The sequence below is a fragment of the Paraburkholderia sp. BR10954 genome (genome assembly GCF_040965775.1).
Lineage (GTDB): Bacteria > Pseudomonadota > Gammaproteobacteria > Burkholderiales > Burkholderiaceae > Paraburkholderia > Paraburkholderia youngii.
This window is the reverse complement of sequence record NZ_JBFRCK010000008.1, coordinates 78,746-91,952: the sequence shown is the minus strand read 5'-3', so window position 1 is coordinate 91,952 and position 13,207 is coordinate 78,746. Positions and strand designations below refer to the sequence as shown.

The 13,207-nt window shown below is 66.0% G+C and carries 12 protein-coding genes; 3 read left to right on the top strand and 9 right to left on the bottom strand.

Annotation, left to right across the window (positions count from 1 at the left end; all coding sequences use genetic code 11):
- Positions 1-7: 7 nt before the first annotated feature.
- The 4 genes from AB4Y34_RS14410 to AB4Y34_RS14395 all read right to left on the bottom strand — a co-directional run bounded on the left by AB4Y34_RS14410 (position 8) and on the right by AB4Y34_RS14395 (position 5,563).
- Entirely contained in the window at positions 8-1,966 is a 1,959-nt protein-coding gene (locus AB4Y34_RS14410) for an ABC transporter ATP-binding protein (RefSeq protein WP_368716387.1), read from the bottom strand.
- Complete coding sequence (locus AB4Y34_RS14405) at positions 1,966-2,958, bottom strand: ABC transporter permease (RefSeq protein WP_368716386.1); 993 nt, start codon at positions 2,956-2,958, stop codon at positions 1,966-1,968. The genes AB4Y34_RS14410 and AB4Y34_RS14405 overlap by 1 nt, the downstream gene beginning before the upstream one ends.
- Positions 2,955-3,908 (bottom strand): ABC transporter permease, encoded by a 954-nt coding sequence (locus AB4Y34_RS14400; RefSeq protein WP_176110762.1) that lies wholly within the window; start codon positions 3,906-3,908, stop codon positions 2,955-2,957. Before AB4Y34_RS14400 ends, AB4Y34_RS14405 begins: the two co-directional genes overlap by 4 nt.
- A gap of 74 nt (positions 3,909-3,982) precedes the next feature.
- On the bottom strand, positions 3,983-5,563 hold the full coding sequence (locus AB4Y34_RS14395) for an ABC transporter substrate-binding protein (protein ID WP_176381862.1): 1,581 nt from the start codon (positions 5,561-5,563) through the stop codon (positions 3,983-3,985).
- 492 nt (positions 5,564-6,055) lie between these two features.
- Between AB4Y34_RS14395 and AB4Y34_RS14390 the strand changes: the two genes are divergently transcribed.
- The 3 genes from AB4Y34_RS14390 to AB4Y34_RS14380 all read left to right on the top strand — a co-directional run bounded on the left by AB4Y34_RS14390 (position 6,056) and on the right by AB4Y34_RS14380 (position 9,135).
- Positions 6,056-6,946 (top strand): GNAT family N-acetyltransferase, encoded by an 891-nt coding sequence (locus AB4Y34_RS14390; protein ID WP_368716385.1) that lies wholly within the window; start codon positions 6,056-6,058, stop codon positions 6,944-6,946.
- Between the two features lie 196 nt (positions 6,947-7,142).
- Positions 7,143-8,543 carry an aspartate aminotransferase family protein gene (locus AB4Y34_RS14385; protein ID WP_368716384.1) on the top strand — a complete coding sequence of 467 codons (1,401 nt, stop codon included), beginning with the start codon at positions 7,143-7,145 and terminating at the stop codon, positions 8,541-8,543.
- Between the two features lie 88 nt (positions 8,544-8,631).
- Entirely contained in the window at positions 8,632-9,135 is a 504-nt protein-coding gene (locus AB4Y34_RS14380) for an Lrp/AsnC family transcriptional regulator (protein WP_176110758.1), read from the top strand.
- Positions 9,136-9,169: 34 nt separating this feature from the next.
- Here AB4Y34_RS14380 and AB4Y34_RS14375 read toward each other — a convergent pair whose 3' ends face one another.
- From AB4Y34_RS14375 to AB4Y34_RS14355, 5 genes are read right to left on the bottom strand one after another with little or no spacing between them, the layout of a single operon-like run.
- Complete coding sequence (locus AB4Y34_RS14375; RefSeq protein WP_368716383.1) at positions 9,170-9,574, bottom strand: helix-turn-helix domain-containing protein; 405 nt, start codon at positions 9,572-9,574, stop codon at positions 9,170-9,172.
- A gap of 11 nt (positions 9,575-9,585) precedes the next feature.
- Complete coding sequence (locus tag AB4Y34_RS14370) at positions 9,586-10,758, bottom strand: NAD(P)/FAD-dependent oxidoreductase (RefSeq protein WP_368716382.1); 1,173 nt, start codon at positions 10,756-10,758, stop codon at positions 9,586-9,588.
- The gene (locus AB4Y34_RS14365; protein WP_368716381.1) at positions 10,755-12,131 is read right to left on the bottom strand and encodes an FAD-dependent oxidoreductase; all 1,377 of its coding nucleotides are present in this window, start codon (positions 12,129-12,131) and stop codon (positions 10,755-10,757) included. Before AB4Y34_RS14365 ends, AB4Y34_RS14370 begins: the two co-directional genes overlap by 4 nt.
- Positions 12,110-12,421, bottom strand: a complete 312-nt coding sequence (locus tag AB4Y34_RS14360; RefSeq protein ID WP_176381850.1) for a (2Fe-2S)-binding protein — start codon at positions 12,419-12,421, stop codon at positions 12,110-12,112. The genes AB4Y34_RS14365 and AB4Y34_RS14360 overlap by 22 nt, the downstream gene beginning before the upstream one ends.
- A complete protein-coding gene (locus tag AB4Y34_RS14355; RefSeq protein WP_018435684.1) occupies positions 12,418-13,194 on the bottom strand; it encodes an amino acid ABC transporter ATP-binding protein in 777 nt (258 codons plus the stop codon). Before AB4Y34_RS14355 ends, AB4Y34_RS14360 begins: the two co-directional genes overlap by 4 nt.
- Positions 13,195-13,207 lie beyond the last annotated feature (13 nt).

Sequence of the window (13,207 nt, the reverse complement as noted above, 5' to 3'; positions counted from 1 at the left end):
TTCGCCATCAGACGCGCAGCGTGACAGACTGCGCGAGCCCACCAGCCGCAGTAGCGCCGTCCGGCGGTCCGTTCTGGTATTGCTCCAGTTCCGCTTCGCTGCGATGGCACAGCACCTGAGCGCCGCTCGCGAGCGTGCGCGCGGCCGGCGGCGTGCGGTTGCAGACCCCATCGATGCGCAGCGGGCAGCGCGCGAGAAACGTGCATAGCTGCGGCTCATCGGCCGGCTCGCCGATCGGCGGCAGCGTCTGATGACAGCGCTCGCCCGCTTCTTCGAGCCAGCCGGCGCGAAGCTCCGGCGCGGACGACACCAGCAGATGCGAATACGGGTGGTACGGCGGCGCCGACAACGCGTCGCGGTTACCCGCCTCGACGCGGTGCCCCGCGTACAGCACGACGATGTCGTCGCTGATCGCGCGCACCTTGGCGATGTCGTGCGTGATGAACAGATACGACACGCCGAGCTTTTTCTGCAGATCGCGCAGCAGTTCGAGAATGGCTGCGCCGACCACCGTATCGAGCGCGGAGGTGACTTCGTCGCAAAGGATCAGCTTGGGTTCGGCGGCCAGCGCCCGCGCGAGATTCACGCGCTGTTTTTGCCCGCCCGACAACTCCCCGGTGCGACGCTGCGCCAGTTCGGCTGGCAGGCGAACCAGGCCAAGCAGTTCGGCGACGCGGCGCCGCGCCGCCTCGCCCCTCATACCGTGATAGAACTGCAACGGGCGCGCCAGCGTGCGCTCGACGGTATGCGTCGGGTTGAGCGCGGTGTCGGCGTTCTGGAACACGATCTGGATACAGCGAAACTGTTCGCGGCTGCGACGGTTCAGGTTGGCGGCAAGCGGCTCACCATCGAGCAGCAGCTTGCCGCGCGCCATCGGCACGAGCCCCGCGATCACCTTCGCGAGCGTCGTCTTGCCCGAACCCGACTCGCCGATCACGCCCACCGTCTGGCCACGGCCGATCGCGAGGTCGACGTCGCGCAGAATGAGCTTGTGCGGCCAGCCGTGCGCGTCGGTGCCGCCGTAGCCGGCCGTCAGCCCGCGCAGTTCGAGCAGCGGCGCCGCGTTGCATTGCGACGCGTCCAGCGCGGCCGCGGTCGATGCAGCGGGAGCGACTGGCGTCACCGCGGCAATCAGGCTCTGCGTATATGGATGGGCCGGCGCATGCAGAATCTGCTCGGTGCGGCCCGTTTCGCGAATCTCACCGTTGCTGAGCACGACGATCCGATCGGCCATCTGCGCGACCACCGCCAGATCGTGCGACACATAGACGGCGGTCATTCCGCATTGCCGGATCACGCCGCGAAACGCTTGCAGCACGTCGATCTGCGTCGTGACGTCGAGCGCCGTGGTCGGCTCGTCGAGGATCACGAGGGCGGGGTCGGTGGTCAGCGCCATCGCCGCCATCAGCCGCTGCAACTGGCCGCCCGACACCTGGTGCGGGTAACGCTGGCCGATCTTCCGCGGGTCCGGCAGCGCGAGCGCGCGGAACAGTTCGACCGCTTTGGCCTGCGCGGCGCGCTTGCTGAGCGTGCCGTGAATCAGCGCGCTTTCGATCACCTGGTCCATGATCGAGCGCGCCGGGTTGAACGCAGCCGCCGCGCTTTGCGCGATATACGCAACTTTGCGGCCACGCAATCCTTCGAGCTGTTTCGGCGAGAGTCCGAGCACGTCGGTGTCGCCGACCCGGATCGAGCCGCCCGCGATGCGGCAGCCGCTGCGAGCATGGCCCATTAGCGACAGCGCGATCGTGGTCTTGCCCGAACCCGATTCGCCGATCAAGGCGAGCACCTCGCCGCGCGCAATCTCGAAGTCGATGTCGTGCACGATCGTAGTATCAGGCTCGCCGGGGCGGCTTCCCACCACGCGCAGGCCCCGCACTTCGACCAGATTGGACGAAGGTAACGACGCGGTCTGCGAGGCGGCCGTAAAGTCCGCGTGAGCACGTCTGAACAGGTGTCCCTTCATCAATGGCCTCCATCGGCATCGGGCATGTTCTTGCGGCGCCCACGATGCGGCAGTCCGTCGATCAGCAGGTTCACGCCGACCGTCAGCACCGCGATTGCGATCGCGGGCAAGATCACCACGGGCACGCCTTCACCGAGACCGGCGATGTTCTCGCGCACCAGCGAACCGAGATCGGCATACGGCGGCTGCACGCCCAGGCCGAGAAAGCTCAGGCTGCTCAGCAGCAGCACGACGAACGTGAAACGCAGCCCGGTGTCGGCGAGCATCGGGTGGATCATGTTCGGCAGCATCTCGAAGCATGCGATGTAAAGCGCGCTTTCTCCGCGCGCCCGGGCGACCTGCACATATTCGAGCGTGCCGATATTGACCGCGAGCGAGCGGGCGATCCGGTACGAGCCCGGCATGTAGCTGATGGCCGCTGTCGCGATCAGCAACGGCAGCGACGAGCCGAACGCGGCGACGATCATCAGCGCGAACATCTTCGACGGAATCGAGGTGACCGCATCGAGCAGCCGGCTCATGGTTTCGTCGATATGGCGGCCGGCGACGGCCGCGAGCAAGCCCAGCATCGTCCCGGTGAGCGCCGCGAGCAGCGCCGCGGCGAGCGCCAGCACGACCGTCAGCCGCATGCCGTAGATGATGCGGGTCAGCATGTCGCGGCCCAGGTAGTCGGAGCCAAGCGGCAGCTTCGCGCTGAAGCCAGCGAAGACGTCGGGCGTGACGATCGCGCCCACCGCGTGAGGCGCGATCCACGGCGCGAACGCCGCGACGAACAGAGCGCAACTCACCATCGCGAGACCGATCCAGCCGCCGGTCGACAGATTCATGCGTTGCGCGACGCTGCGACGGCGCACCGGCCGCGGCGCGGGAGCGCCGCCGCCACGCCATGACCCTGGTGGCTCCGCGCCCTGCGGCAGCATGCTGCTGCGCTGCACCGGCTCGAGCGCGCCGAGTTGGTGAGACGAATCGGAAGAAGGTCGAAGAGTCGTCATGTCCGCAGCCTCGGGTTCGAGATGATGGCGCACAGGTCGGCTAGCAGCACGAGCATCAGATAGCCGAGGCAGAACAGCAGCGTGCAGGCCTGCACGAGCGGGAAGTCGCGGTTGCTCACCGCGTCGACCATCAGGCTCGCGAGGCCCGGATAGTTGAAGATGGTCTCGACGACGATCACGCCGCCAAGCAGATAAGACAGGCTCAGCGCGATCGCGTTGGCAATCGGGCCGATCGCATTCGGCAGTGCGTGGCGCAGTACCACGCGCGCGGGGCTCGCGCCCTTCAGCATCGCCATTTCCACGTACGACGAACTGAGCTGCTCGATCACCGCGGCGCGGGTCATGCGGGCCATCTGCGCAATCACGACTGCGCAGAGGGTTACGACCGGCATTGCATACGCGCGCAGAAAGTCGTGCAGGCTCTCAATGTCGCCGCTGTACGACAGCGCGGATAGCCAGTGCAGCTTGACGGCCAGCACCAGCACCGCGAGCGTCGCGATCAGGAACTCGGGCGTGGCGACCAGCGACAGCGTACCGAGGCTCACGATGCGGTCGATCAGCGAGTCGCGCTTGACCGCCGCCAGAATGCCCGCCGACACCGCGATCGGCACCGACACCGCGGTGGTGATCGCCGCGAGGGTCAGCGACTTCGGCAAGCGCCCTTCGATCAGTTCGGAGACCGGCAGATTATTCGATAGCGACACGCCGAAGTTCGCGTGCAGCAGACCGACGAGCCAATGAAAGTACCGCAGGTAAGCCGGCTGGTCGAGACCGAACTGCTGGCGCAGCGCCGCGACCGTTTCGGCCGTCGCCGACTGGCCGAGTGCGGCCTGCGCGGCATCGCCGGGCAACAGATTGGTGATCACGAAGATGATGATCGAGACGATCACCAGCGTCAGCGCGGTGACGGCGATGCGCCGGCCGATCAACTGGGCGATATTCCCGTTCATAGGCATGACCTCCTCGGTTGAGGCTTTGGGGCACGCGCCGGGCGACGCCCGGCGCGTGCGCGCGCTTGCGCGTATTACGCGTTCCACCACACGTACTCGGCGAAGTTGAAGCCCATCATCGCGCCGGTGGGTATGGGTTGAAGCCCTTGCAGGCGCTTGTCGTTCGCATCGAGCAGGCTCAGGAAGGCCGGAATGCCGATGCTGCCCTGCTCCGCTACCAGCACCTGCATGTCGCCGTACATCTGCTTGCGCTTCGCATCGTCGGTTTCCGAGCGCGCGGCGACCAGCAGCTGGTCGAACTTCGGGTTGTTCCAGCCCGACTCGTTCCACGGCGCGTCCGACTTGAAGAACTGCGTGAACAGCACGTCGGCGCTCGAGCGGGGATTGACGCTACCGAACCCGAGCGGATGCTTCATCCAGTGGTTCGACCAGTAACCGTCGGCCGGCACGCGGTTGATGTTCAGGTTCACGCCGATCTTCGCGGCGGACTGCTGCAGCAGCACGCCCATTTCGATCGAGCCGTTCGCGTCGGTCGTCGCATAGATCGGCGGCAACGCCGTCCCGATCGCTCCGGCTTTCTGGAAGTAGAACTTCGCCTTGTCCGGATCGTGCGGCCGCTGCGGCAGCGACGCATTGAAGTAACGGTGGCTGGGCGGAATCGGCTGATCGTTGCCGACCACCGCATAGCCGCGGAACACCGCCGTGCGGACCTGGTCACGATCGAATAGATACTTCATGCCCTGTACGAAATCGGGGTTGCCGGTCAGCGGATTGTCGCGTCGCATGATCAGATCGGTATAGAGACCCGACTTGGTCTCGCGCACCTCATAGCCCGGCGTCGCGGCAATGCGCTGCGTCGAGCGCGGATCGACGGCGCTGATCAGATGGACATCGCCGGACAGCAGCGCATTGATGCGCGCCGCGTCGTCGCCGATACCGATCAGCTCGATCTGGTCGAGGTAGGGGCCGCCGCCCGTCTTCCAGAAATTGTCATTGCGCACGCCGACTGTCGAGACGCCGGGCTTGAACGTCTTCACCTTGTACGGGCCGGTACCGACGGCCGTCGTGAAGTCCGTCGTGCCGTCCTTGATGATCACGAATTGCGGCGTGGCGAGAATCACCGGCAAGTCCGCGTTGGGCGACGCGAGCGTCAGTGTGACTTCGTTGGGGCCGGTCTGCTTCGCTTCCACGAACTGATCGGCCAGCGTCTTCACCTTCGAAGCAGTGGCCGGATTCTTATGACGCATCAGCGAGTAGACGACATCGGCGGGCGCGAGCGGCTTGCCATCGTGGAAGGTCGCGCCCTTGCGCAGCTTGATCACCCACACCTTCGCATCGCTCGTGTCCACCGCTTCGGCGAGATTCATCCGCGGCGTCAGCGAACTGTCGAGTTGCGTCAGGCCGCTGTAAAACATGAAGAAGCGGATGTAGTCGGCGCCTGCCGATCCCTTGGCCGGGTCGAGCGTATCCGCGGTCGACGATGAGTCGTAGGCGACCCGGATCTTGCCGCCTTTCTTCGGCGCGGTCGCCGCAAGCGCGGGGCGAGCACCCGCCAGCAAGCCTCCCGCACCGGTGGCGAGCATGCCGCCGGCAGCCAGCAAACGCATCATGTCGCGGCGGCTGAAACCGCCCGTTTTGATTTCGTCGTCGTACATGCGAACTGCTCCTCACTGGTGAATGAACGCGGGATATCCAGCATTGGTGTTCGACGGCGCTCCGCGTGCTGGTCGCGGCGCGGCGGCACTGCATGAATCGATTTAAGCACTGCCAAAAATGGCTTTGATCGCGTATCGCTGGATTCGACCATTCGAAAACATGGTTTTGAGTGGTCCAAACAGCATGATTTGCCGCCCCTGGCATTGACCCTGACGCGCGAGCCCGGCGCCATGTGCGATCTTCGAAGCGAGGCGTCGGTGCATGCACATCATCGTAGCGGCGAGCGCACCGCGGATTGCACCGACAAAATTGGCCGTTTCAGCACGCCGCACGCAATCTCCACGACCGAACCACACATTTCGCATGGCATGCCCGGCACGGGCGCAGCGGCACCTCGGGTGCGGCACGCACGACGATGAGAAGTTCGTACTAGTCAACGCGCGAGCAACGTGCAACAGTCGCGGCACGGCCGACAAATCACGGAGCACCCCGTGCCCGATTCAACCACGCACGCACTTTTCACCTACCGACGCCTGACCGCCAACGACCTGCCCGCCGCACAACGCCTGTCCGCCGCGATCGGCTGGCCGCATCGCCGTGAAGACTGGGGATTCTCCGCGCACACGGGAATCGGTTTCGTTGCCGAGACGGCAGGCGCATTGGTCGGCACTGTGGTGTGCTGGAAGTTCGGCGCGGATCAGGCGACGCTCGGGATGCTGCTCGTCGCGCCGCAGCATCGCGGCCTGGGTATTGGCCGCACGCTGCTCGCTTACGCGCTCGACGAGATCGGCAAGCGCGACATCACGCTCTATGCGACCGACGCTGCCCAGCCCATGTGCGACGCGCTCGGCTTCGAGCCCTGCGGCGCACTCGACCAGATGCAGGGCGCGGCGTTCCGCCCGCCGCTCGTCGCGCTGGCCGCCAACGAGCGGCTGCGCCCGCTCGGCGCGAGCGACGCCGTGCAACTCGTCGAGCTCGCATCGCGCGCGAGCGGTCTCGACCGCAGCCACGTGCTGCCACCGCTGCTCGATCTGGCCGACGGTATCGCGCTCGATCGCGACGGCGAACTCCTCGGCTTCTCGTTGTTCCGCCGCTTCGGACGCGGTTTCCTGATCGGCCCCGTGGTCGCCGGCGCGAGCCCGGACGCCGTGCATGCCAAAGCGCTGATCCGTCATTGGCTCGCCCTGAACGAAGGCGCGCTGGTGCGCATCGACGTGCCGCACGGGCAAGGCCTGCGAACGTGGCTAACCGGCCTCGGCCTCGCACCCACGGAGACGGTCGTCAGGATGCGGCGGATCGCATCCGCGCAAAGCCGTTCCGAGCCGAGGCGCGCCGACGGCTCGCTGCATCAGTACGCGGTGATCGCGCAGTCGTTGACCTGACGCGGCCACGAACGCTCGGGCTGAACTCCCGTTCGCGCCGCTATTAAGCACACGCGGCAGAAAATGCTGTCTGTGGGGTAGAAAACGCTGCGCCTGCGCTCTTTGAGCCTTTTTTTGGCGGAACGGCTCGCATGCGGCTCTCGCTACTATCAAGGGGTGACGCTCACCTGATCGCAACCCGCGGGGAAATACCACCATGTCAAGAACATCGCTCATCGACGCCGACCGCAAGCATCTGATTCACCCGGTCATCAACTACCGCGCGCACGAAGCGCGGGGCACCACCGTACTCGAATCCGGACACGGCGCGTATCTGCGCGACATCGACGGCAACGAACTGCTCGACGCGTTCGCGGGCCTGTGGTGCGTGAACGTCGGCTACGGCCAGCAGAGCATCGTCGAAGCGGCGACGCGGCAGATGACGAAGCTCCCCTACGCGACCACCTACTTCCACTTCTCGTCGGAACCTGCCATCGAACTGGCCGAAAAGCTGGTTGCGCTCTCCCCCGCTTCGCTGCAGCACGTCTACTTCACGCTCGGCGGCTCCGATGCGATCGACTCGGCGGTACGCTTCATCACGCATTACTTCAACGCGACGGGGCGTCCGGCGAAAAAGCAGATGATCGCGCTCGAGCGCGGCTATCACGGATCGTCGAGCGTCGGCGCGGGGCTCACCGCGCTGCCCGCGTTTCACCGCAACTTCGATCTGCCGCTGCCGCACCAGCACCACCTGCCGTCGCCCTATGCATACCGTCAGCCGCAAGGCGACAACGCGCAGGCGCTGATCGCCGCGTCGGTCGCCGCGCTCGAAGCGAAGGTGACCTCACTCGGCGCGGAGAACGTCGCCGCGTTCTTCTGCGAGCCGATCCAGGGATCGGGCGGCGTGATCGTGCCGCCGGTGGGCTGGTTGAAGGCGATGCGCGACGCGTGCCGCCGTCTCGACATCCTGTTCATCGCCGACGAGGTCATCACGGGCTTCGGTCGTACCGGTCCGCTGTTCGCATGCGAGGCGGAACAGGTCGAGCCGGATCTGATGACGGTGGCGAAGGGGTTGACCTCGGGCTATGCGCCGATGGGCGCGGTGCTGATGTCCGACGAAATCTACCAGGGCATCGCGGGCGATGCGCGCGATACCGCGGTGGTCGGTCACGGCCAGACCTACTCCGCGCATCCGGTCAGCGCCGCGATCGGCCTCGAAGTGCTGCGTCTCTATCAGGAGGGTGGTCTGCTCGCCAACGGTATTGCGCAGGCGCCGAGTTTTGCCGCCGGACTCGACGCGCTGCTCGATCATCCGTTGGTCGGCGACTCACGTCATCGGGGCCTACTCGGCGCGCTCGAACTCGTCGCCGACAAGGGTTCGCGCGCACGCTTCGATGCGTCGCTGAAGCTGCCGGAACGGATCGCCGAAGCGGCCTACCGCAACCGGCTCGTGTTCCGCGCGTTCGGCGACAGCATCCTCGGTTTCGCGCCCGCGCTTTGCTTCGGCGAGGCGGAATTCGACCAGCTGTTCGGCCGTTTGCGGCGCACGCTCGACGAAGTGCTCGACCATGCGGAGGTGCGTGCCGCGTTGCGCGGCGCAAGCCGCGCAGCCGCCTGAGCGCGTGATAACATCGGCCTGCGCGTCGCTTGACTCTGGCGTTGCGCCATGCAGCGAAAAGCAGAACCTTCGACGGGCAGACCGATACATGACGACAAGCGGCGACACGAAGCTGGACCGGATCGACCTGCGTATTCTTTCGCAACTGCAGAAAAAAGGCCGCATCACGAACGTCGAGCTTGCTGACGCCGTGGGGCTCTCGCCGAGCCCCTGTCTGATCCGCGTGAAACGGCTCGAAAAGGCCGGCTATATCGTCGGCTACGGCGCACACATCCAACTGCAGAAACTCGGCGACGTGCAGATCGTGTTCACCGAGGTCACACTTGCCGACCATCGCCGCGAGGACTTCGCCAAGTTCGAGGCGGCGATCCGCCCCGTGGAGGAGATCATCGAATGCCATCTGGCGAGCGGCGGATACGATTATCTGCTGAAGTTCGTCACGCGCAGCGTCAATCACTATCAGAGTGTGATCGAAGGACTGTTGGAGCGCGACATCGGCATCGAGAAGTATTTCAGCTACGTGATCATCAAGACGCCATTCGTGAAATCCGAATACCCGCTGGAAACACTGTTCTCGCAACGGCATCAATGAAGCGGTCGCGGCCCGATGAGCCTTCGGGTCGCAATCAGCCGTTGGTGCTCAGCCACTCACCCGGCGTTATGCCAAGCACGCGCTTGAAATGCCGGCATAGATGGCTTTGATCGAAGAAGCCCACCTCGGCCGCGACGATCGACGGCGGCATGCCTCGCCGCAGCAGGCGTTGCGCATGCCGTACGCGCACCAGCCTCACGTATTGCTGCGGCGACACGCCAATCTCCGCGCTGAAGCGCACTGCAAACCTCGAAATGCTCAGCTCCGCGACGGCGGCCAGTTCGGATAGGCTGATCGGCTCGGCGAAACATGCATCGATGAAGTTGACCGCGCGCTCGACGGCGCGGCTCACTCGATCCGGCACGCGTGCCGCATGACGGTTCGCGCCCGCGAGATCGGGCGCGGATGATGACGACGAGGTTCGGCTCGGGCTCAGCATCGACGCTCCGCTCACGCAACGCGCGACGTGACAGGAGCCACCGGCGAAGCACCCCGGCTGGCCGCGAAGCGGCGGATGTCGAACGGCTCGAGCGGCGTGCTGGTCGCGCCCGTGTCGATCAGTTCGGCCATCGTGTCGCCGACGCCCGGCCCCAGCTGGAACCCCGCGCCGCAAAAACCGAACGCATAGAACAGGCCGCTCGTCGTGCCGCTCGCGCCCATGATCGGCCGGTCGTCGGGCATATAGCCTTCGACGCCGCTCCATACCCGGATGATGTTCAGCCTGCGCAGCATCGGCGCGACGCGCTGCAATTGCCTGAACTGCAGCAACGTGCTTTGCGGCAGGACCTTCGCACGGCGTTCGTCGAGATACGCCGGCGCACGCGCGCAACCGCCGATCACGATATTGCCGCGCGCGACCTGGCGGAAGTACACGACCTCCTCGATCTGCGGCGACGACACGCCGACCACCGGCTGGATCACATACGGCACGGGTTCGGTCACAGCCATTTGCGGGCCGTTGACGGCGATCGGCACCGCTTCGCCAAACTGCTCCGAGAGCAGATTGCCCCACGCGCCCGCGGTGATCAGCAGCACCGGGGCATGGAAGGTACGGCCGTCGGCGCTCGTCGCGCGAAACTCGGCGCCCTCTTTTTCCACTGTCACGACATCGCAGTTTTCGACGATCTGCGCGCCGAGCCGCGCCGCCGCGCGAGCAAACGCGGGCGCCGCGAGCCGCGGATTCGCGTGCCCGTCCATTTGCGAGTACGAGCCCGCCAGCACCTCGGCACCGAGAAACGGAAACCGTGCGCGCAGCGCGTCGCCGCGCAGCAGATCGAGCTTGAGACCGTAGTGCGCGGCCTCCTTCGCATAGGTTTCGAACTGGTCGGCCTGCTCTTCGCGATAACAGACGCGCACATGGCCGGACATCAAAAACTCGGCGTCGTGCTGGATCAGTTCGGGCAGACGCCCCCAGATTTCGCGCGAACGGTTCGCAAGCGGCAGTTGCGGCAGAAAGCGCCCTTGCCGGCGCACGTTGCCGAAGTTGGTACCGCTCGCCTGCTGACCAACGAGCTGGCGCTCGAGCAGGATCACCGAGCGGCCCCGTTGCCTCAGAAAAAATGCGGCGGAAGCACCCATGAACCCGCCGCCCACGATCAGCACATCGGCCTGTGCGCGGTTCATTCGGTATCCTCCACGGTTGCGATGGCCAGCGGCTTCACGGGTGCCTGCCCGCGAAGCCTGCCAACCTGCTCGAGCGGCACGTGCGCGGCCGCCGCGATCACCTCGGCGCCCGCATGGCCGCAGTAGCGTCCCTGGCAGCGCCCCATGCCGACGCGGCTGAACGCTTTGGCGCGGTTCGCTTCCTGCGCGCCTTCGTCGCGCACCACGCGGCGCAGTTCGCCCGCGGTGATGCCTTCGCACCGGCAAACGATCGTATCGTCCGACAGACGGGCCGCCTGCCCGGCAGGCCACGCAAACGCTTCAGCGAGACCGAGCCGGAAGCGCTCCATTTTGCGCTGTTCGCGCGTCAACGTGGCGAGCGTCGCGGCCGGCACCGCACGCCCGAGATCGCTCAACGCAGCGTAGGCCGCGAGCCGTCCGGCGATCTCCGCGCCATCCGCGCCGAGCACGCGCGCACCGTCACCGGCGATATAGACGCCCTTTTCGGTCGCGCGGCCGAGTTCATCGATTTGCGGCACCCATTGCCGCGTCGGTGCATCGAAACGGAACGCGCAGCGCGCGAGGTCGGCCAGCTGAGTTTCCGGGCGCAGGTGATAGCCGAGACCCACCGCGTCGCAATCGATCTGCGCGACCTTGCCGCGCGCGTCGCGAAAGCGTACGCCAAGCACGCCGTCGTCCGGCGTGCCGAGAATTTCGAGCGGCTCGATGCCGTTTTCGACCCGCACGCCCGAGCGCTTCAGCGCCGCCACGAGCGCGCGGCCCTTGCGCAATGCATCGACGCGCGCCAGCAATTTGGGCAGCGCACGCAGCCGCGCACCGGTCGTCGACGTGTCGAGTACTGCCGCTACCTTGGCGCCCGCCTGCACATACTGGTTCGCGACCAGATACAGCAGTGGGCCGGTCCCGATGAATACGACCTGGCGGCCAATCGCGCAGGCCTGCGACTTCAGCGCGATCTGCGCGGCGCCGAGGCTGTAGGTCCCGGCGAAGTGCCAGCCTTTGACCGGCATCAGCCGGTCGGTCGCGCCGGGGCACAGGATCAGCGCGTCGTAGCCCAGCGCGCTCGCGTGTCCTTCATGCACGATATGCAGCTTGCCTTGCGCGACGTTCCACGCGAGCGTCTGAGGACGGTAATCGATCTGCGGGCGCAGTCGCTCGAAGCTGCGATGCAGGTCCTCCGCGCGCGCGGCTTCGGTGCCGTACAGCTTCGCGTACGGCCGCGTGAAGCCGTCGGGCTGGCGCCGGTAGATCTGCCCGCCATCGCGCCGTCCTTCATCGACGACGATCGGGCGGATGCCGGCCGCCAGCAATGTTTCCGCGCAGCGCACCCCTGCGGGTCCTGCGCCGACGATTACGATGCGAGGTTCGCCCATTGGCCCTCCGGTTGCGTCGTGACGACGCGCATGCCTGCTTCGACCACGGTGGTGCAGGCGCGCAGCCTCTCGCCGTCGGCGGTCCATACCCAGCAATCCTGGCACGCGCCCATCAGGCAAAAGCCGGCGCGCTTTTCAGCACCGAATTCGGACTGCCGCACGTGCCGCACCGAGCACAGCATCGCGGTGAGCAACGTGTCGCCGGCCAGCGCTTCGACGGTGTCACCGTCGATCGTCAGCTCGACTTTGGCGCGAGCCGTCTCGCCCAAGCGTACGAATCTGCCGTTCATGCCGCGGCTCCCGCCATGCCGTCCGGCGACACGTGAGCGTCGCTGCGATTGCTCAGCACGTGCCGCAGGAATTCGCGGGTACGCGCCTCGCGCGGCGAACCCAGCACCTGCTGCGCAGTGCCCTCCTCGATGATGAGTCCGGCGTGCAGAAAGCACACCCGGTCTGCCACTTCACGCGCAAAGCCCATTTCATGCGTGACGACCAGCATCGTCATGCCTTCGCGCGCAAGGGTGCGCATCACGCCAAGTACTTCGCCGACCAGTTCCGGATCGAGCGCCGAGGTCGGCTCGTCGAACAGGATCGCCTTGGGCTTCATCGCGAGCGAACGGGCAATCGCCACTCGTTGCTGCTGCCCTCCCGAAAGCTGATGAGGATAGGCGTGCAGCTTGTGGCCGAGCCCGACCTTGTCGAGCAGTTCGGACGCTTCGCGTTGCGCTTGCGCACGCGCAAGGCGTTTGACGTGCACGGGCCCTTCCATCACGTTCTCGAGCGCGGTGCGGTGCGGAAACAGATTGAAGCGCTGAAACACCATGCCGACCTGGGTGCGCAACTGGTTGATGTTGCGCGCGCGCTGCTCGACGCGCTCGCCGAGCAGGCGAATTTCGCCTTCGTCGTAGGACTCCAGCGCGTTAATGCAGCGCAGCAGGGTTGATTTTCCCGAGCCCGACGCACCGATCAGGCAGACCACTTCGCCCTGGTTCACGTTGAGCGAAATGCCCTTGAGAACCGGTACGGAGCCAAAACTCTTGTGCACATTCGTGATTTCGATCATCGCATCCTCACTT

Bases quoted from the DNA above. Each gene is read 5' to 3' on its own strand.
- AB4Y34_RS14410 (WP_368716387.1), bottom strand. From the start codon at position 1,966: ATGAAGGGACACCTGTTCAGACGTGCTCACGCGGACTTTACGGCCGCC.
- AB4Y34_RS14405 (WP_368716386.1), bottom strand. From the start codon at position 2,958: ATGACGACTCTTCGACCTTCTTCCGATTCGTCTCACCAACTCGGCGCG.
- AB4Y34_RS14400 (WP_176110762.1), bottom strand. From the start codon at position 3,908: ATGAACGGGAATATCGCCCAGTTGATCGGCCGGCGCATCGCCGTCACC.
- AB4Y34_RS14395 (WP_176381862.1), bottom strand. From the start codon at position 5,563: ATGTACGACGACGAAATCAAAACGGGCGGTTTCAGCCGCCGCGACATG.
- AB4Y34_RS14385 (WP_368716384.1), top strand. From the start codon at position 7,143: ATGTCAAGAACATCGCTCATCGACGCCGACCGCAAGCATCTGATTCAC.
- AB4Y34_RS14380 (WP_176110758.1), top strand. From the start codon at position 8,632: ATGACGACAAGCGGCGACACGAAGCTGGACCGGATCGACCTGCGTATT.
- AB4Y34_RS14375 (WP_368716383.1), bottom strand. From the start codon at position 9,574: ATGCTGAGCCCGAGCCGAACCTCGTCGTCATCATCCGCGCCCGATCTC.
- AB4Y34_RS14370 (WP_368716382.1), bottom strand. From the start codon at position 10,758: ATGAACCGCGCACAGGCCGATGTGCTGATCGTGGGCGGCGGGTTCATG.
- AB4Y34_RS14365 (WP_368716381.1), bottom strand. From the start codon at position 12,131: ATGGGCGAACCTCGCATCGTAATCGTCGGCGCAGGACCCGCAGGGGTG.
- AB4Y34_RS14360 (WP_176381850.1), bottom strand. From the start codon at position 12,421: ATGAACGGCAGATTCGTACGCTTGGGCGAGACGGCTCGCGCCAAAGTC.
- AB4Y34_RS14355 (WP_018435684.1), bottom strand. From the start codon at position 13,194: ATGATCGAAATCACGAATGTGCACAAGAGTTTTGGCTCCGTACCGGTT.